At 69.9% G+C, this 19,222-nt stretch carries 16 protein-coding genes; 11 read left to right on the top strand and 5 right to left on the bottom strand.

Going from position 1 to position 19,222, the window contains the following annotated elements; translation table 11 throughout:
- The first annotated feature begins 75 nt into the window (after positions 1-75).
- Positions 76-2,811: a DEAD/DEAH box helicase gene (locus E0H92_RS32055; protein WP_238173687.1), complete on the top strand. Its 2,736-nt coding sequence runs from the start codon at positions 76-78 to the stop codon at positions 2,809-2,811.
- Positions 2,808-3,974, top strand: coding sequence for an SWIM zinc finger family protein (locus E0H92_RS32050; protein WP_131498879.1), 1,167 nt, complete (start codon positions 2,808-2,810; stop codon positions 3,972-3,974). The genes E0H92_RS32055 and E0H92_RS32050 overlap by 4 nt, the downstream gene beginning before the upstream one ends.
- On the opposite strand, the gene E0H92_RS32045 is transcribed toward E0H92_RS32050, so the two are convergent.
- Positions 3,975-4,676, bottom strand: coding sequence for a DUF4232 domain-containing protein (locus E0H92_RS32045; protein ID WP_131498878.1), 702 nt, complete (start codon positions 4,674-4,676; stop codon positions 3,975-3,977).
- 181 nt (positions 4,677-4,857) lie between these two features.
- On the opposite strand from E0H92_RS32045, the gene E0H92_RS32040 reads away from it, so the two are divergent.
- The 7 genes from E0H92_RS32040 (at position 4,858) to E0H92_RS32010 (ending at position 12,704) form a co-directional block, all read left to right on the top strand.
- On the top strand, positions 4,858-5,355 hold the full coding sequence (locus E0H92_RS32040; RefSeq protein WP_131498877.1) for a GNAT family N-acetyltransferase: 498 nt from the start codon (positions 4,858-4,860) through the stop codon (positions 5,353-5,355).
- A 91-nt stretch (positions 5,356-5,446) separates the two neighbouring features.
- Positions 5,447-7,135, top strand: coding sequence for an ABC transporter substrate-binding protein (locus tag E0H92_RS32035; RefSeq protein ID WP_131498876.1), 1,689 nt, complete (start codon positions 5,447-5,449; stop codon positions 7,133-7,135).
- Positions 7,132-8,085 (top strand): ABC transporter permease, encoded by a 954-nt coding sequence (locus E0H92_RS32030; protein WP_131498875.1) that lies wholly within the window; start codon positions 7,132-7,134, stop codon positions 8,083-8,085. Before E0H92_RS32035 ends, E0H92_RS32030 begins: the two co-directional genes overlap by 4 nt.
- Positions 8,085-8,972 carry an ABC transporter permease gene (locus E0H92_RS32025; protein WP_131296193.1) on the top strand — a complete coding sequence of 296 codons (888 nt, stop codon included), beginning with the start codon at positions 8,085-8,087 and terminating at the stop codon, positions 8,970-8,972. Before E0H92_RS32030 ends, E0H92_RS32025 begins: the two co-directional genes overlap by 1 nt.
- On the top strand, positions 8,969-9,946 hold the full coding sequence (locus E0H92_RS32020; protein WP_131498874.1) for an ABC transporter ATP-binding protein: 978 nt from the start codon (positions 8,969-8,971) through the stop codon (positions 9,944-9,946). The genes E0H92_RS32025 and E0H92_RS32020 overlap by 4 nt, the downstream gene beginning before the upstream one ends.
- A complete protein-coding gene (locus tag E0H92_RS32015) occupies positions 9,946-10,956 on the top strand; it encodes an ABC transporter ATP-binding protein (protein ID WP_131498873.1) in 1,011 nt (336 codons plus the stop codon). The genes E0H92_RS32020 and E0H92_RS32015 overlap by 1 nt, the downstream gene beginning before the upstream one ends.
- Entirely contained in the window at positions 10,953-12,704 is a 1,752-nt protein-coding gene (locus tag E0H92_RS32010; protein WP_131498872.1) for a gamma-glutamyltransferase family protein, read from the top strand. Before E0H92_RS32015 ends, E0H92_RS32010 begins: the two co-directional genes overlap by 4 nt.
- Before the next feature lie 38 nt (positions 12,705-12,742).
- Here the strand turns inward: E0H92_RS32010 and E0H92_RS32005 are convergent, their stop codons facing one another.
- Entirely contained in the window at positions 12,743-13,429 is a 687-nt protein-coding gene (locus E0H92_RS32005) for a GntR family transcriptional regulator (RefSeq protein ID WP_131498871.1), read from the bottom strand.
- 99 nt (positions 13,430-13,528) lie between these two features.
- Between E0H92_RS32005 and E0H92_RS32000 the strand changes: the two genes are divergently transcribed.
- On the top strand, positions 13,529-14,389 hold the full coding sequence (locus E0H92_RS32000) for a GNAT family N-acetyltransferase (protein WP_131461458.1): 861 nt from the start codon (positions 13,529-13,531) through the stop codon (positions 14,387-14,389).
- Positions 14,390-14,392: 3 nt separating this feature from the next.
- On the opposite strand, the gene E0H92_RS31995 is transcribed toward E0H92_RS32000, so the two are convergent.
- Both E0H92_RS31995 and E0H92_RS31990 read right to left on the bottom strand, forming a co-directional pair.
- Positions 14,393-14,914, bottom strand: coding sequence for a TrmH family RNA methyltransferase (locus tag E0H92_RS31995; RefSeq protein WP_131461457.1), 522 nt, complete (start codon positions 14,912-14,914; stop codon positions 14,393-14,395).
- 54 nt (positions 14,915-14,968) lie between these two features.
- A complete protein-coding gene (locus tag E0H92_RS31990) occupies positions 14,969-16,735 on the bottom strand; it encodes a M1 family metallopeptidase (RefSeq protein WP_131498870.1) in 1,767 nt (588 codons plus the stop codon).
- 128 nt (positions 16,736-16,863) lie between these two features.
- On the opposite strand from E0H92_RS31990, the gene E0H92_RS31985 reads away from it, so the two are divergent.
- Entirely contained in the window at positions 16,864-18,426 is a 1,563-nt protein-coding gene (locus tag E0H92_RS31985; RefSeq protein WP_131461455.1) for an adenylate/guanylate cyclase domain-containing protein, read from the top strand.
- Between the two features lie 14 nt (positions 18,427-18,440).
- On the opposite strand, the gene E0H92_RS31980 is transcribed toward E0H92_RS31985, so the two are convergent.
- Positions 18,441-19,169, bottom strand: coding sequence for a MerR family transcriptional regulator (locus E0H92_RS31980; protein ID WP_202873935.1), 729 nt, complete (start codon positions 19,167-19,169; stop codon positions 18,441-18,443).
- Between the last annotated feature and the right edge of the window lie 53 nt (positions 19,170-19,222).

The raw sequence follows: 19,222 nt of genomic DNA, 5'->3' as shown, positions 1-19,222 counted from the left end.
TTTGTTCGCGTTGTACTGAGTGAGTCGGAGGTCGTCGGGTTGGTGGGCACGGGGCATGAGCTGGCTGGGTGTGCGGTGGTTTTCCGGCCGGCCGATCCACCACGCGCGAGTCGAGTGGCGTTCTGGGATCCGGAGGGCGGCCCACTCCCCCTCGGCGTCGGCGATCAGGTGGAGCTGGACCTGATCGCTGCAGGCGAGCCGCAGCAGGGCGTGCGTGCTGTCGAGCTGCCGGTGGCCGAGGCGGTTCCGATCCTCGGGCGGATGCGCCGTGCACCCGGGGCGCACCCGTCGGCCGCCTTCTGGGGCGGTGCCTCCCTCGTCGCTCTTCAACTGGTTGCCCGCGGCAAGCTCCTGCCCGGCGTCACTCCCGAGGGCCACGACGCCTGGCGGGTCGGCCCCCTCGACCCCGACGACATCACCCGAGTCCTCGAACTCGCCGAAGCAATGCCCGCCTCAGCCCGAGCGCTCCCCCTCACCGACCTGCGGGTGCCTGTTGCCGAGGACTTGTTGCGGGAGTTTCTGGATGCCGTGGCCGACGGCATGCCTCGCTCCCCCGCCGCCGCGAAGGCACATCAGACCAACCTCTTCACCGCGACCGCACCGCAACGCGCCGACCGTCTGCGGACCTGGGCCGACGAGGTCTCGGCCGGACTCGACACCGGCGTCCGGATCTCGCTCCGGATCGAACTGGCCGACTCGCTTGCCTTCAGCGCGATGGTCCAGTTGCACAGCCTGAAGGACCCGACCCTCGTCAGAGACGCGGATGATGTCTGGTCCACCGACGTCCCCGGCTTCGGCCCGCGCGCACGCATCGACGCCACCCTCGCGATCCGCCGCGCAGCACGCGTCTGGCAACCACTCAGCCGCCTGCTCGACTCCGCCGTACCGGACCGGATGGAGCTCGCGGACGAAGAGGTCGCGGAGCTGCTGGCAGGCTCGGCGCAGCGGCTCGCGGCCGCAGGCGTGGACCTGCACTGGCCGCGCAGCCTCGGACGAGAGCTGACCGCACGCGCCGCCATCACGTCGACGGACGGGCCGCCCAGCGATCTGCCGAGCTTCTTCGGCGGCGACAGCACCCTCGACTTCAGCTGGCAAGTGGCACTCGGCGACGACCCGCTGACCGAGGCCGAGCTCGACCAGCTCGCGGAGGCGACCCGACCGGTCGTCCGGCTCCGCGACCAGTGGATGCTCATCGATCCCGACCTCGCCCGCAAGGCCCGTGAACGCATCCTCAAACCCGTCACAGCGATCGACGCTCTGGGCGTCGCGCTCACCGGCACCACCGAGATCGACGGGCGCCAGGTCACCGTCACACCGGCGAAGTGGCTCGACGACCTCCGCGCCAAGATCGCCGACCCGGACCGCGCCGACGATCCGCTCGAAGCACCCGCCGGTCTCCAGGCGACCCTCCGCGACTACCAGCTGCGCGGTCTGCGCTGGCTGTCCCGGATGACGTCGCTCGGCCTCGGCGGCTGCCTCGCGGACGACATGGGCCTCGGGAAGACGATCACGCTCATCTCGCTCCACCTGCACCGCCAGCAGTCCGCTGAGACCGCCGGTCCGACTCTGGTCGTCTGCCCGGCCTCTCTGCTCGGCAACTGGGAGCGGGAGGTGCAGCGCTTCGCTCCCGGCACTCCCGTACGGCGCTTCCACGGCACGTCACGTTCGCTCGACGACGCGCGGGAGGGTTTCGTGCTGACGACGTACGGGACGCTGCGGCGTGACGCCGTACGGCTGGCCGATCATCCGTGGGCGCTCGTGGTCGCCGATGAGGCGCAGCATGTGAAGAACCCCTCGTCCGGTACGGCGAAGGCGCTGCGGACCGTGCCGGCCAAGGCGCGGGTGGCGCTGACCGGCACCCCGGTGGAGAACAACCTGTCCGAGCTGTGGGCGATCCTCGACTGGACGACGCCGGGGCTGCTGGGCCGGCTCGGATCGTTCCGCAACCAGTGGGCGCAACCGATCGAGGCGGACAAGGACGAGGAGGTGGCGGCGCGGCTCGCGAAGCTCGTCAAGCCGTTCCTGCTCCGCCGGAAGAAGTCCGATCCGGGGATCGCGCCCGAGCTGCCGCCGAAGACCGAGACCGACCAGGCGGTGTCGCTGACCCGCGAGCAGGTCGTGTTGTACGAGGCAACGGTTCGCGAGCTGATGGCCGAGGTGCAGGCGAGCGACCGGATGGCGCGCCGCGGCCTGATCGTGAAACTCCTGACCGGCCTGAAGCAGATCTGCAACCATCCCGCGCAGTACCTGAAGGAGCCGGACGACGCGCGGCTGACCGGCCGTTCAGGAAAGCTCGAGCTGCTCGACGAATTGCTCGAGACGATTGTCGCGGAAGACGGCGCCGTGCTCGTCTTCACGCAGTACGTCGCGATGGCGCGACTGCTCGAACGGCATCTCGCCGACCGCGGCATCCCGACCCAGCTCCTGCACGGCGGTACGCCGGTCGCGCGGCGCGAGGACATGGTCGACCGGTTCCAGGCCGGCGAGGTCCGGGTGTTCCTGCTGTCGCTGAAGGCGGCCGGGACCGGGCTCAACCTGACCCGCGCCGATCACGTCGTGCATTTCGACCGCTGGTGGAATCCCGCGGTCGAGGACCAGGCGACCGACCGGGCGTACCGGATCGGGCAGACCCGGCCGGTGCAGGTGCACCGGTTGATTGCCGAGGGCACCATCGAGGACCGGATCGCCGGCATGCTCGCCGCCAAACGCGAACTGGCCGAGGCCGTGCTGTCCGGCGGCGAGGCGGCGCTGACCGAACTCTCCGACGCCGAACTGGCCGACCTGGTCCAGCTGCGAGGAGGTGCACGATGACCGAGGCACAAGGCTTCCCGGCCTTCGCGGCACAGCATCGCAGCACCCGCGGCCGCTCGTGGTGGGCCCGGGCCTGGGTGCAGGCGATGGAGGACACGTCGCTGGACGCCGGTCAGCTCCGCAAGGGCCGCCGGTACGCGAACTCCGGGCAGGTCGGCACGATCACCATCAGCCCGGGACGGATCGCGGCCACTGTCTACTCACCCGAAGACACGTACGAATCCGTGGTGCACGTCGATCAGTTGAGCGACGACGACTGGCGCAGGTTCCGCGAGCAGGTCGCGGCGCGCGCCGGTCACATCGCCGCGCTGCTCGACGGCGAAATGCCGCACAGTCTGGTCGAAGCAGCGTCCGACGCAGGTGTCACGCTGCTGCCGGGCATCGGCGACCTCGACCCAAGCTGTACGTGCGACGCGTGGGAACTCCCCTGCCAGCACGCGGCTGCCCTCTGCTACCAGGTCGCCTGGCTCCTCGACGCCGACCCGTTCGTGCTGCTGCTCCTCCGCGGCCACACGCGTGCGGCCCTCCTTGACGAACTGCAGGCCTCGTCCGCCCAGCCCGCTGAAGCTGAGGCTGGGGTCGCGATCGCCGACGTCTTGGCCGGCCTGCCCGGCGATCTGCCCGAGCCGCCGGAGCTCCCAGCCAGGATTGCCCCCGACGAGCTCGCGGTCGCGGGAATCGAACCGCCCGGCGACCTCGGGCCGCAGGTGCTGCAGTTGCTGGTGCTCGACGCCGCCCGCCGCGCCCGATCGATCCTGAACGCGCTCCTCCACGGCACCGCCGAGCCGCAACCGCTCGACGAATGGCAGGACGCGATTCGCCTCGCGACGGACTTCCCGCAACTGGTCCCGGCGCTAGCCGAGTCGACTGGCCGGGACCTTGCCCCGAGCATCCAAGCCTGGCGGTACGGCGGCGCTCCCGGTCTCGACGTACTCGAGCACACCTGGACTCCTGACCCGGCCGAGCTCAACCGGGCGCGGACGGAGCTGCTCGCCGCGGACGACGACCTGACCATCAGTACGTCGGCGAACCAGTTGACTCTCGGCGCCGACACACAGCTCCGCCTCGACCGCCACGGCCGCTGGCACCCGTACCGGTTCGTCGACGACGCCTGGGTCCCGGCCGGTGCGCCGTCCAGGGATCCGCTGGTTGTCGAGTGGTAGTCAGGACTGGGTGACCGGGCGCATGGCGAGGCCCTCGGTGCCGGCCCAGTAGGTGACACGCTGGCCGTCGTCGGCCTCGAACGAGGTGACGGGCATCTTCACCCTGATCGCCTTCTCCGCCGGGGCTTCCCCGCCAGGGCTGCCGAGGCTGACGGTCATGAACTTCACGGGATAGGTGTCCATGTGGCCGCCGGTGGCGAGCACACCGGCGTACGCCTTCGCGCCGGGAGCGAGCGTGACCGCCTCGTCATCGGCAGTGCCCTCCTTCACGGGGGCGTTGCCTTGCGCGTTGCCGAGGGTGACCTCGGGGTAGTTCTGTACGTCGCACTTCTTGGTGCTCTTGTTGGTTGCCACGAGCATCAAATGCCGAACGTCCTCCTCCGGGCCGTCGTAGTTCGTGACGGTGAAGGTCAGGTCCGCCATCGTGCACAGGTCGACGCTGCCGTCGTCAGTGGGCTTCTTCGACGGTGCCGCAGTCGGTGCCGCACTCGGTGTCGCGGTCGAGGTCGAGGCCGCCGGCTCCACCGGATTCGACGAGGCCGGTGCGCTCGCCGACGGCGTGGAACTCTGCTGGTCCGACGGCTTGCTCCCGTCCGACGCGTTCGCTGCCCCGCAGGCCGCGGTCGTCAGGAGTGCGGCGACCGCGCCTGCTCCCAGGCCGTACCTTCTCCAACTACCGGAATGCTTGCGGTTCACGTTCACTGAAGTCCCCTTGTTCAGTCGACGAATTCAGAGTGACTGACGCCTCGCGCTCGGTTAAAGTTGGCCGCGACTTCGGAGAAGGAGGAGATGAGTTGATGACCGCGTCAGCCCGCGCTGCGGCACGCCCGGCAGCGCCATCGGTCGCTCAACTCATCCACTGAACCTCCGAAAGGGACCTCTGTTGTCCATCACCTGGAACACCCGTGTCGAGACTCGGTCCGACATCGACCCGCTCCGCGACCTGACCCGTGACGCCTTCGGCCGGCAGTTCGAGGTCGACTTCCTCGACCAGCTCCGCGCCGACCCGGTCGCCTGGATCCCCGGGCTCTCGTTCGTCGCCACGACCTCCGACGACGAGCCGATCGCCTACGCGCTCCTCACCCGCTGTCACGTCGGCGACGTCCCGGTCCTGTCACTCGGGCCGGTCGCGGTGCTTTCGGCGTACCAGCGGCAGGGCGCCGGCGGTGCCGCCGTACGGGCCGCCTTGGCGACGGCGCGTGATCGCCCTGAGCCTGCGGTTGTCGTGCTCGGACACGCTGAGTATTACCCGCGGTTCGGGTTCCGGCAGGCCACGGGATTCGGCATCCATCACCCTCAGTACGACGGCCCGAACCTGATGGCGCTTGCTCTCGGCAACCATTCCGTCCCGGCCGGGAACCTGACCTATCCGGTCGAGTAGTAAAAGGTTGCAACAAACTCGCCGATTCACTTGCGCACCCACCTTGTATACATGAAACAGTCGACAACATCCGCCTAACCAGGAGCACGTGATGACTCGTCGACTTGCTGTGAACCGTTTCAAGCTGGGGACCCGGTGCGGGAGTGTGGTGGGGGCCGGCGCGGCCGTGGTCGCGCTGGCCCTCGTTGGGACCGCCTGCTCACCGGTTGAGCCGGCCGGCGGTGACAACGCGTCGGGCGGCGGCCAGTCGAGTGCTGGGCAGGATGTGTTCGGTGAGGCGGCCGACGCGGCGAAGGTGAAGCAGGGCGGCACGCTGACCGTCGCCCTGTCCGCCGATCCGGACAAGCTGGACCCGACGCTTTCGCGCAGCCTGTACTCGCGGTACGTCTTCCACACCATGTGCGAGAAGCTCTACGACCTCGGCCCCGACGCCAAGCTGGTCCCGCAGCTCGCGACCGCGCTGCCGACGGTCTCGGCCGACGGGCTCAGCCTGACGATCCCGCTGAAGGAGGGCGTGAAGTTCGCCGACGGCGGCACGTTCGACTCGAACGCGGTCAAGATCTCGCTGAACCGCGATCTCACGCTGGCCGGCTCGGCGCGCAAGAGCGAGCTCGGCCCGGTCACCGCGATCGAGACGCCGGATCCGAAGACCGTGGTCATCAAGCTCTCGAAGCCGTTCGCCCCGCTGGCCGCCGCGCTGGCCGACCGGGCCGGGATGGTGCTCAGCCCGGCCGCGGTCGCCAAGCTCGGTGCGAACTTCTCCACCGCGCCGGTCTGCGTCGGCCCGTTCAAGTTCGCCAGCCGGGTCGCCCAGAACTCGATCAAGGTCGTCAAGGACCCGCAGTACTACGACGCCGCCAAGGTGCACCTGGACGCGATCGAGTACCGGATCATCACCGACTCCAGCATCCGCTCCGCAAACCTGAAGTCCGGAGACGCGCAGGTCGCGGACTCGCTGTCGTCGCAGGACGCGCCGACGCTGCAGAAGGACGACACCGTCAGCGTGCTGCAGTCGCAGTCGCTCGGCTACCAGGGTCTGACCGTCAACATCGGGAACGCCAACGGCATCGGCAACCCGCAGAAGCAGCTCGACACCCCGATCGCGAAGGACCCGAAGGTCCGCCAGGCGCTGGCGCTGGCCATCGACCGGGAGGCGCTGGTGAAGTCGATCTTCAACGGGCTCAACACGGTCGCCTGCTCGCCGGTCTCGCCGAAGAGCGAGTTCACGTCCGACGCGGCGCAGGTGTGCCCGGCGCACGATCCCGCGAAGGCCAAGCAGTTGCTCGCCGACGCCGGCGTGACGACGCCGTACAAGGTCGAGATGATCACGTCGAACAACCCGGACAGTCTGCGACTCGCGCAGGCGCTGCAGGGGATGGTGAAGGACGCCGGGTTCGATCTGGTCATCAAGCCGGTCGAGTACGCCGCTCTGCTGGACCAGCAGGACCGTGGTGACTTCGAGCTGCTGCAGCTCGGCTGGTCCGGGCGGGTCGACCCGGACGCGAACATCTACAACTTCGTCGGCACGACCGGCAGCCAGAACGTCTCCGGCTACAGCAACCCGGCCCTCGACAAGCTGCTGACCGACGCGCGCCAGTCCACCGACCAGGCCCAGCGCGTGAAGCTCTACGGCGAGGTCACCACGTTGCTGCAGCAGGACGACCCGATCATCTACATGTACCGCCAGCGCAACCTGACCGGCGTCTCGAAGAAGCTCCTGGGCATCCAGGTCTACCCCGACGGCGTGATCCGCACGGCCTTCGCAGGATTCGCGAAGTGAGGCGGTACCTGCTCAATCGTTTGTGGCAGTCTGCGGTGACGCTTGTGCTCGCGACGATCGTGGTCTTCGCCGGGGTGCGGGCGTTGCCGGGGGACCCGGCGCTGGCGCTCGCGGGTGAGGACCGGGATCCGGAGTCGCTGCGGGCGATCCGGCAGCAGTACGGGCTCGATCAGTCGTGGCTTGTGCAGTTCTGGCAGTTCGTGAGCCATGCGGCGCGCGGTGATCTCGGGGAGTCGATCCGGACCGGTACGCCGGTGCGGTCGATGATCCTGAGCGCGCTGCCGGTGACGATCGAGCTGTCGGTGCTGGCGATCCTGATCGCCAGCGTGATCGGGGTCGGCGCCGGTGTGATCGCCGCCGTACGTCGTGGGCGCCCGGCGGAATGGGCCGCGAACGCGCTGGCACTGCTCGGTCTGTCGGTGCCGCACTTCTGGCTCGGCCTGATGGCGATCCTGTACCTGTCGGTTGCCCTCGGCCTCTTTCCCGCCTCGGGTTTCGTCCCGTTCTTCAGCAACCCGGTGGCGAACCTGCACCACCTGATCCTCCCGGCGCTGATCCTCGGCACCGGTCTGTCCGCCGTGATCATGCGCCAGACCAGGTCCTCGATGCTCGACGCGCTGTCCGCCGACTACATCCGGACCGCCGAAGCCAAAGGTCTCCCGCCCAAGGCGGTCGTCGGCAAGCACGCCCTGCGCAACAGCCTGATCGTGGTCGTCACGATCGTCGGCCTCCAGCTGGGCGCGCTGATCTCCGGCGCGGTCGTGACGGAGCGGATCTTCGCGCTCCCCGGATTCGGCAAGCTGACCGTCGACGCCGTCTTCCAGCGCGACTACCCCGTGATCCAGGCGGTCGTGCTGGTGACCGCGACGGCGTACATCGTCATCAATCTGCTGGTCGACCTGCTGTACTCCGTCATCGATCCGCGGATCCGCGTGCGAGGTGAAGCGTGATGGCAGTCGCTGATGTCACTGATGCTTTGACAGCGGCCCCGCTCCGCAGCAACCGCCGCCGGGTGGTACGCCGGATCCTGCACAATCCGCTCGCTCTCACCGGGCTGGCAGTGCTGGCGATCGCGGTGATCCTCGCGGTGTTCGCCAACTGGCTGGCGCCGCACGAACCCACCCAGACCCACCTCGACCGCGCGTTCGCTCCCCCGGGCACCGCCGGATACCTGCTCGGCACCGACGATCTCGGTCGCGACGTGCTGTCGCGGATCATGTTCGGGCTGCGCGCGTCACTGCACGTCGGTGTTCTGGCGGTCGCGTTCTCGCTGGTGGTCGGCGTACCGCTCGGACTGATCGCCGGGTACTTCCGGACCGTCGACGCGCTGATCTCCCGGCTCACCGACCTGGTGCTGGCGTTCCCGTTCCTGATCCTCGCGGTCGGGCTGGCCGCGATCCGCGGCGCGAGCCTCGGCAACGCGGCGATCGCGATCGGGATCGCGCAGATCCCCGGCATGATCCGGATCGTCCGGTCGGAGACGCTGCGGATCAAGTCGCTCGACTTCGTCGCCGCGGCGATCGTCGAGGGTGCCAGCGACGCCTGGGTGCTGGGCCGGCACATCTTCCCGAACGCCGGCTCCGCGATCATCGTCCAGGCCACCGTCGGTATCCCGGCGGCGATCCTCGGCGAGGCCGTGCTGTCGTTCCTCGGCCTCGGCATCCAGCCACCCGCCCCGAGCCTCGGCACGATGCTCGCCGACGCGCAGCAGTTCGCGTCCCGGGCGCCCTGGGCCGCGGTGATGCCGGGTGTCGCGATCATGCTGCTCACGCTGGCGTTCAACATCGTCGGCGACAGCCTCCGCGACGCCCTCGACCCGAAGGCGAGCCGCCGGTGAAACCCGTTCTGGCAGTCAAAGATCTGTCCGTCACCTTCCGCACCGAGGACGGGCCGTTGTCGGCGGTCGACCGGGTCAGCTTCGAGGTCGGGGACGGCGAAGTGCTGGCGGTGGTCGGTGAATCCGGCTGCGGCAAGAGCGTCACGGCGATGAGCATCGCCGGCCTGCTCCCCCGGACCGCGACCGTCGACGGCTCCGTCGAGCTCGACGGGACCGAGCTGATCGGCGCCGACAAGCGCACGCTCCGCTCGATCCGCGGCCGCGAGGTCGCGTACATCTTCCAGGAGCCGATGACCTCGCTGAACCCGGTCTTCACCGTCGGCCACCAGATCATCGAGGTCCTGCGGACGCATATCGGCCTCAACCGTCAGGCGGCGCACGCCCGCGCGATCGAACTGCTCAAGCTCGTCGGCATCCCGTCCGCCGAGCGCCGCGTCGGGGACTATCCGCACCAGCTGTCCGGCGGTATGCGGCAACGCGTGATGATCGCGATGGCGGTCGCCTGCGATCCGAAGGTGCTGATCGCCGACGAGCCGACCACGGCCCTCGACGTCACGATCCAGGCCGGAATCCTCGACGTACTGCGTGGTCTGCGCGAGCGCCTCGGGACCAGCATCGTGCTGATCACGCACGACCTCGGAGTGGTCGCCGATCTCGCCGACCGGGTCGCGGTGATGTACGCCGGACGCGTGGTGGAGACCGCCGACGTGCACGACCTGTTCGCGCACCCGGAGCACCCGTACACGGTCGGTCTGCTCGGGGCCTCTCCCGCCGCCGGACGGCACGCGGAGGACCAGCGCCTCAACGAGATTCCCGGCCTCGTCCCGGTCCTCACCGAGCAACCCGACGCGTGCACGTTCGCCGACCGCTGCCCACGTGCCCTCGACACCTGTACGTCGTCCCAGCCGCAACTCACCGACCGCCCGCATCGCGTCGCGTGCTGGAACCCGGTCCGCGAACCCGTGGAGGTCTGATGGAGTCCCTCGCGTTGGAGGTCGAGGACCTCGTCATGCACTTCGGGCCCGTGCGGGCGGTCGACGGTGTCACGCTGCGGATCCGGCAAGGTTCTGTCGTCGCGCTCGTCGGCGAGAGCGGCTCCGGGAAGTCGACCGTCGGCCGTTGCATCGTCAGGCTGCTCGAACCGACCGGCGGAACCGTCCGGCTCGCGGGTGCCGACATCACCCACCTGAACCGGCGCCGGCTCCGGCCGCACCGCCGCGACGTGTCCATCGTGTTCCAGGACCCGGCCGGCTCGCTCGACCCGCGACTGTCCGTCGGCGACATCGTCGGCGAACCGCTGCGGCTGATGCGGCGTAAGGACATCTCCGCCAAGGTGTCGGAGTCCCTGCGCCGGGTCGGCCTGCGCCCGGAGGTCGCGCAGCGTGCACCCCATGAGCTGTCCGGCGGTCAGCGCCAACGGGTCAGCATCGCCCGCGCGCTGATCTCCGAGCCTCGGCTGCTCGTCGCGGACGAGCCGACCAGTGCGCTGGACGTCTCCGTGCAGGCCGCCGTCCTCAACCTGCTCGCCGATCTCCAGCGTGATCTCGGCTTCGCCTGCCTGTTCATCACGCACGACCTCTCCGCGGTCGAGTACCTCGCGGACGAGGTCGCGGTGATGTATCTCGGGCAGCTGGTGGAGCAGGGACCGCGCGCGAGGATCTTCGGGAACCCGGCGCACCCGTACACGCAGGCGCTGCTGTCCGCCGCGCCGGTCCCCGATCCTGCCGAGCAGCGTGCCCGCCGGCCCGTTCTGCTCGGTGACGACCTTCCGTCGGCGATCGACCCGCCGCCCGGCTGCCGTTTCCACACCCGATGCCCGGTCGCGGTGGACACATGCCGGACAGTCGTCCCGGAACGGCGGACGATCGGGGAAGGTGGACATCAGGTCGCGTGTCACCTCGTCAACGACGACGGCACCGGTCCCGACGTACGACCGGTCGCTTCGCAATCTCAGGTCCTCAGTCCAGGCCGGGAGGCCCCATGAGCTTCACCACTCGTCCTACCCTCCGTGGCACGTTCGGGATGGTTTCGTCCACGCACTGGCTGGCGTCGCAGTCGGCCATGCGGATCCTCGAGCTGGGCGGTAACGCGTTCGACGCGGGCGCCGCCGCCGGGTTCGTGCTGCACGTGGTCGAGCCGCACCTCAACGGGCCGGGCGGGGAGGTGCCGGCGATCATCGCGACCGCCGACGACCCGGCGCCGCGGGTGCTCTGCGGTCAGGGCGTCGCGCCGGCCGGTGCGACCATCGAGCACTACCGGTCACTCGGTCTGACGTTGGTGCCCGGTTCCGGTCCGCTCGCGGCCACGGTTCCCGGCGCGGTCGACGCCTGGCTGCTCCTGTTGCGCGACCACGGCACGCTGCCGTTGAGCGTCGTACTCGAGCCCGCGATCGACTACGCCCGCAACGGGCATCCGCTGGTGCCGAGGATCGCCGACACCATCGGCACCGTGCAGCAGCTCTTCGAGGAGCACTGGCCGACGTCCGCCGCGCTCTGGCTCAAGGACGGACAGCCGGTGACGGGCCGGTTCAGCAACGAAGCGTACGCCGCGACGCTCGAGAAGCTGGTGCGCGAGGCCGTCGGTGCGGACCGGCAGGCGCAGATCGAGCAGGCACGGAAGGCGTGGCGGGAAGGGTTCGTCGCGGAGGCGATCGACGCGTTCTCGCGGCTGCCGCATCGCGACTCCAGCGGCTCGGATCACGCCGGTTTGATCACCGGCGACGATCTGGCGGCGTTCGAGGCCACGTGGGAGGACCCGGCGACGTACGAGTGGAACGGCTACACGGTCGCCAAGACCGGTCCGTGGGGTCAGGGACCCGGCCTGCTGCAGTCCCTCGCCGTACTCGCGGAGCTCGGTGACGTCGACCTTGATACCGCCGAGGGCGTGCACGCGACGGTCGAGGTCATGAAGCTGTCGTACGCGGACCGGGAGGCGTGGTACGGCGACGGCGCCGACGTACCGCTCGAGATGCTCCTGTCGCCTGGGTATGCCGCTGAGCGGGCGAAGCTGATCGGTTCGGAGGCGTCGCTGGAGTTGCGGCCGGGTAGCCCGGACGGGCGTACGCCGAGGCTGCCGTCGATTGCTGCGGGCAACGAGACTGGTGATGCGACGACCGGTGAGCCGACCGTTTCTCCGGTTGGTGAGACGCGTGGGGACACCTGCCATGTCGATGTGGTCGACCGGTGGGGAAACATGATCTCGGCGACGCCGAGCGGTGGTTGGTTGCAGTCGTCGCCGACGATTCCGGAGCTTGGGTTCTGTCTGGGGAGTCGGGCGCAGATGTTCTGGCTCGAGGAGGGGCTACCGGCGTCGCTTGCGCCTGGGAAGCGTCCGCGGACGACTCTGACGCCGACGCTGGTGCTGCGGGACGGTGAGCCGGTCATGGCCTGCGGTTCGCCTGGTGGTGACCAGCAGGACCAGTGGCAGTTGCTGTTCCTGCTGCGGCACCTCGGCGCGGGAGCTGATCTGCAGGAGGCGATCGACGCGCCGGCTTGGCATACGACAGGGTTCCCGTCGTCGTTCTACCCGCGCACCAGCGAGCCGGGTGGGCTGGTTGTCGAGAGCCGGGTCGGCCGCGCCGTCATCGACGAGCTGGTACGGCGTGGGCACGTCGTGACCGAGTCGGATCCGTGGAGCCTCGGCCGGCTGTGCGCGGTACGAAAGGAGGCCGACGGCGTTCTCGCGGCCGCGGCCAACCCACGCGGCATGCAGGGCTACGCAGTAGGCCGCTGACCTCGCGGGGGTCAGCGCCGGTCAGCCCAGGCTGCAGGTCAGCTTTTTCGGATCAGGGCGGCCTTCGCGGCGGCTTCTACGTGGAGGCGGGCGGCTGTGCTTGCGGCGGCCGCGTCGCCGGCTTCGATTGCCTCGACCAGGCGGACGTGCTCCTCGGACGAGTGCGGCGCCCGTTGGGCTGCGCCGACCCGGAACACCCAGTGCACGTGGTGGTACATCGCGGCCGAGATCGAGAGCAGCCAGCGGTTCCCGCTGACCTCGATCACGGCCCGGTGGAACGCGCTGTTGAGCTCGGCGACCCGGTCGAAGTCCTCCGCCTTCGTGGCGTCGTTCGCCTCCTCGACCAGCCGCCGCAGCGTCGCGATCCCCGTCGGCGTCGCCCGCTCGGCCGCGAGCCCGGCAGCGAGCGTCTCGAGCTGCTCCCGGACGGCGAACAGATCCCGGACCGCGGTCTCGTCGAGGGTCGCGACGACCGCGCCGCGGCGCGGAAGGATGTGGACGAAGCCTTCGGCCTCCACCACGCGCAGCGCTTCCCGGACCGGGTTGCGTGACACCCCGAAGTCGTCCGCGAGGCGCGTCTCGGTCAGCCGCTCGCCCTCGTGGTACTCACCGTCCACGATCCGCCGCCGCAGTTCCGCGAGCACCTGCTCGCGGAGCGCGATGTGATCGGCACCGATCGTGCGGACCATCCGGTCCCGGCGGGCGTCCTCGTCGAGCTGCTCCACCCCTGGCTCCTCTCCCCGCTCCCCGTTCGGCCTGCGCGCCACGGTAGCGGATCGGTGGGCACGCGGCACGTGATCCCGGGACGGCGTTATGTTGACGGCTTGAGCATTCGACTGATTCCGCTGACGGATCCCGACTACAAGCCGTTCAGCCGCCGGATCGCCTGGCTGGCCGCGGAGGCCGACGGTACGCCGGTCGGTTCCGCGTTCCTGCGCCTCAGCAGCCGCAAGGCCCACGCGCATTTGGGCGACGTGGAGATCACCGTGCACCCGGCCGAGCGCGGCCGCGGGATCGGCACGCTCCTGCTCGGCGCCGTCGTCACCGGCGCGCGCGACCACGACGTACGGACGCTGGTCACCGATGTCGACGTCAACTCGGCCGGCGACCACTTCCTCCGGCGGCACGGGTTCACGATCGGTCTGACACTGATCTACGCGCGGCTCGATCTGTCGACGACGACCCCCGACGTACCGGAGGTCCCCGGCTACCGGCTGGTGTCCTGGGAAGGAGCGCCTCCGGACGAACTGGTGCAGACCTTCACCGACGCCCGCGCGGGGATGAACGACGCGCCGTCGGGCACGATCGACACCGGCGTCGACGTGTGGGACGTCGAACGGACCAGGTACGCCGCACAGCTGATCGAGCAGCGCGGTGAGCGGCTCTCGGTCGTCGCCGCGGTCGACGCCACTGGGCGCATCGCCGGCTTCACCGAGGTCGTCGTCGCGGGCGACGGGAAGGGCGACGGCCAGAACTACGGCACCGCCGTCCTCCCCGAGCACCGCGGCCGCGGGCTCGCGCTGTGGATGAAGGCCGCCCAGATCCACGAGATCCGTCGCCGGTTCCCCGATCTCGACGGCCTGCTCACCGACACGGTCGACACCAACACGGCCATGCGGCGCACCAACGACCGCCTCGGGTACCGCCCGCAGTACCAAGTACACCGGCGGACGCTCGACCTGTAGCAGCTACAGCAGCCCGGCCAGCCGGTACAGCACGAGCGAACCGGCGACCGCGACGTTCAGGCTGGCGCCGGTCCCGATCATCGGGATCTCGACGACGACGTCCAGCTCGTCGACCGCTTCGGGCGGGATCCCGGTGCTCTCGTGCCCGAGCACGGCGATCGTCCGGTTCCGGGCCGGCGGCAGATCGGCGAGCCGGATCGCCTCGTCGGCCAGTTCGACCCCGATCACCGTGGTGTCCGGTCTGCTCCGCTGATCGATCAGCCAGCGCACCGGGTCGTGCCCGGTCCAGTGCACGCAGGTCCGCCGGCGCAGCGTGTTGCCCTTGGCAAGCGCATCGGGCACCCACGGCAGCTTCGGTACGGCGAGACAGGCGCCGACCGCGTCACAGGTCCGGAGCAGCGTCCCGAGGTTCACGTCGTACATCGGCCAGAGCGGCGCGATCAGCAGATGGTCCCAGCACGAGTGGGACTTGCGGCGGCGTTGGTGCTTGAGGTCCTTGCGGCTCCGCACCCGGATCCCGCTCATCGAGCAGCGGGATCGATCCTCCCGTCAGGAATTCGCGTCATCATGGCACCCAGTCTACTGGCCGAGGATCTTGAGCACCGCCGCGGTCGTGATCGGGTGATATCCGGGGCGGGCCTTGGCGAAGACCTCCGCGGCGAACGCCCGGTCCGTGCCGGCCAGCGCCTGGTACACCGGGAGGACCAGCTTCATCCGGCCGACCGTGGTGAGGAACTCGGCCATCTCGGCGTACGCCGCCTCGTAGCTGCTGGCGGCAACGATCTGGTACCAGCGCCGTGCGATCTCACCGTTCGCCGTGCCGGTCAGGCCGAACGCGCGGTCGAGCTGCTGCAGCAGCACCGGGCTCAGTACGTCGGGAGCCGCGTCGAGGAACCGCAGCCACTCCTGTGTCGTCCACCGCTCCGCGCCGTGCGGCAGCTCGCCCGTCGTCAGCCACAGACCGCGTGCCTCGTCCACGACCTGGAACCGGGCCGACACGGCACGCCGCGCGAACGCCGGAATCCCCGGCTCGTACAGCCAGGCGGCCAGCTCGGCCTCGGTCACCACGTCCGGATGCGCCCCGGTCAGGTGCTCCCGCAGGTGCTCCACGAAGTTGTCGGTGTTGATGCTGCGGAACGCGAACGTGTCGAAATACCCGCGCAGGAACGGGTCGAACACCTCCCGCGTGAACCGCTCCTCCAGCCACGACAAGAACCAGGACCCCTTCAGCGGGCCGGTCGAGGTCGTCCCGTGGTACTCGGACCGGTGGTGCAGGCCCGGGAGCTCGACCGCGAGCTCGGCCGGCGTCAGCGGGTCCAGTTTCACGACGGTCGCGTGCTGCTTGATCGCGGTCTCCATCACCGCGAACTCGGTCCCGTAGACGGCCTCGACGATCCGGTTCTCGACGTACGACGTGAAGCCCTCGTTGAGCCAGATGTCGTCCCAGCTGTCCTGCGTGACGAGGTTGCCGGACCAGCTGTGCGCCAGCTCGTGCGCGATCACGCTGACGAGCGACTTGTCGCCGATCACCACCGTCGGGGTCGCGAACGTCATCCGCGGGTTCTCCATCCCGCCGTACGGGAACGACGGCGGCAGCACGAGCAGGTCGTAGCGGCCCCAGCGGTACGGTCCGAAGAGCTCCTCGGTGACCCGCATCATCTCCTCGGTGTCGGAGAACTCGGTAGCGGCCCTCCTGACGGTCGCGGGCTCGGCCCAGACGCCCGACCGCTCACCGAGCGGCTCGAACACCAGGTCGCCCGCGGCGATCGCCAGCAGGTACGACGGGATCGGCTCCGGCATCACCACGTCGTACGAGCCGGTACGGCGCGACGTCGTACCGTTGTCGGCGCTCATCAGCACCATCAGCTCCGGCGGCGCCGTCACGTGCGCGGCGTAGCTGAACCGCACGCTGGGCGTGTCCTGCACCGGGACCCAACTGCGCGCGTGGATCGCCTGCGACTGGCTGAACATGAACGGCATCACGCCGCCCGCCGTCATCGCCGGCTCCAGCCACTGCAGACCGGTCGCGGTCGGCGCGGTCCGGTAACTCACCTTGACCCGCGGGTGGCCCGCCGTCCGGATGGTCAGCGCGGAACCCAGCTCCGGGTCCGGGACCGCGAGGCTGTACTCCAGCGGCTCCCAGCCGTCGGCCGTCAGCCCCTCGACACCCAGCACCGTGAGGTCGCGGGTGTCCAGGACGAGCCGGCCGGTCGCACCGGTCCAGGCGAGAGTGTGCGTGGCGCTGCCGGCCAGCACCTTCTCGTCGAAGTCGAGCGCGAGGTCGAGTTCGAGATGGGTGGTCCGAACCACATTCGGCTCGGCGTAGGAGTGGCGATCGTGCGTCAAGGGATGCTCCCCGAGTGAGGCGTCCGGGGAACACTACCTACGTCCCGGTCGGTTCGGACGACCAATCTGAGCCAGCCGCACCACCGTGCCAAAACCCTCGGACGGTGCTGACACGGCAGACTAGGGCCATGACGACCCAGCGGAACCCTGAGCTGGTGCTGAAACGGCGCCCGTTCGGGTCCTGGCTGCTCGGGCCGGCCGACCAGAGCCCGCAACGGCTGCGGATCCGCCTGCACCTGCTGCTCACGGTGTTCTCGGTCGGCACCAACCTGATCGGTGCCTTCGTCACCTTCGTCCTCGCCGTCTTCGTACTGCCGGGACCGTCGCTGGTCGACCAACTCCAGCTCATCGACGCCATCGTCATCCCGGCGTACTTCCTCTTCGCGGTGGCGGTTTGCTACCTCTGGAGCACCCGCCTCACGCACCGCGTCACCGCCTGGATCGACCTGGAGCGCCCGGCCACGCGGAAAGAGCAGATCGCGACGCTGCAGCTGCCGCTGCGGCTGACCCTGATCGAGGTGCTGCTCTGGCTGGGCGCCGCGGTGCTGTTCTCGGTGATGACGCTGATCCTGCAGCCGGAGAACGCGCTGCGCGTCGCGCTCACCGTGATCGACGGGATGATCGTCACCTCCACGGTCTCGTATCTGCTGACCGAGTTCACCCTCCGCCCCGTCGCCGCGCGGGCGCTTGTCGACTCCCCGCCGCCGCGGCGCCTGCTCGCGGCCGGTCTGAAGGCGCGCACGGTCTTCTTCTGGGCGGTCGGCTCCGGCGTACCCGTGGCCGGGCTGATGCTGGCCGCCGTCCTCGCGCTGATCGACGGCAACGTCAGCTCGACCCGGCTCTCGGTCGTGATCCTTGCCCTGGGCATCGTGGCGCTCGGCAACGGTTGCCTGCTCACCTGGCTGTCGGCGAAATCCGTGGTGGCGCCGGTGCGGTCGGTGCGGGACGCGTTGAGCCTGATCGGCGAGGGGCGGCTCGACGTGAGCATCCCGGTCTTCGACGGCACCGAGCTCGGGTCGCTGCAGGCCGGGTTCAACCGGATGGCCGACGGGCTGCGCGAGCGGGAACGGATCCGGGACCTGTTCGGGCGGTACGTCGGGCCGGACGTCGTCCAGGAGGCGCTGACCAGCGACAGCCTCGGCGGCGAGGAGCGGTACGCCGCGGTGCTGTTCGTCGACCTGGTCGGATCGACCGAGCTGGCGGCGCAGCGACCGCCCGCCGAGGTCGTGCAGCTGCTCAACCGGTTCTTCGCGATCGTGGTGGCCGAGGTCGACCGGCAGGGCGGGTTTGTGAACAAGTTCGCCGGTGACGCGGTGCTGGCGGTCTTCGGGGCGCCGGCCGAGCTCGCGGACCCGGCGGGCAGCGCTCTCGCCGCGGGGCGGGAACTGTCCCGGCGGCTCGCCGCCGAGTTGCCGGAGGCAACCGCCGGGATCGGTGTCACGGCCGGGATCGTCGTGGCCGGTACGGTCGGCGACGTCCGGCGGCACGAGTACACCGTGATCGGCGACCCGGTGAACGAGGCGTCGCGGCTGAGCGAACTGGCCAAGACCGCGCCGGGCCGGCTGATCGCCTCGATGACCGCGGTCGCCGAGTCGGCCCCCGCCGAGGCCGAGCACTGGCACCCCGGCGCCGAGATCACCGTCCGCGGCCGATCAACCCCGACACACCTCGCCGTACCGCGCCGTCTTTGAGCCCCCACCAACCATCAGACCGGCGCCGAAACGGTTGGTGCGTGCTCAAGGTCGTCGATGAGTTGGTGGAGGAGCGCGGCGCCGTACAGCATCGCCTTGGTTTGGCGGTCGTGGGCGGCTCGGCGTTCGGCGATCGCCGTGCGCAACGCGTCGGTGCTGCCGGTACGGCGCAGTCCGTCGAGGACCGGCTTGATCTGCTCGAAGTAGTACCGGCCCTGGCGGAGCATGTGGATAATCCGCGCGTCCCGTACCTCCTCCGGGCCGTAACGCCGGTACTTCGTGCCCGGTTCGCGAGACGGAGCGAGCAGGCCCGCGGCCTCCCAGACGCGGAGGGCCGACGTACGGACGCCCAGGCGGTGCGCGAGTTCGCCGACGAGCAGGGACGGTCCCGTGACGGGCTGCTCGTCGACGTACTCCGCGGCCAGCGCGCCTAGGGCCTCGCTGGCGGCGTCGGTGGCGAGTCGCTGCTCGTGCAGGGCGGCGTGCGCCGCGTCCACCAGCCGGTAGGCGAGCGCCTCGTCGCCGTTGTGGACGGCGCGCATGATCTCGGTGGCGGTCTCGGCGCCGAACCCCGGGTAGAGGGCGCGGTACGTCAGCAACGCCTGGAGATGCTCAGGACCGTACTGGCGGTACCCGGTGTCCGACCGCGGCGCCGGCGGCAGAATCCCGGCCGCCTCGTAGTTCCGCACCAACTGCGTCGACACTCCCGCCCGCCGCGCCAGATCCACCGGCCGCAGTCCCACGCCTGCCTCCCTGCCTCTCTTAGTGCACCGCATCCGCACGGCGAACGCTCCAG

Origin of the sequence: Kribbella speibonae, assembly GCF_004331375.1 — a bacterium.
In the GTDB taxonomy this organism is placed as follows: Bacteria; Actinomycetota; Actinomycetes; order Propionibacteriales; family Kribbellaceae; genus Kribbella; species Kribbella sindirgiensis.
This window is presented reverse-complemented; position numbering and strand designations above follow the sequence as displayed.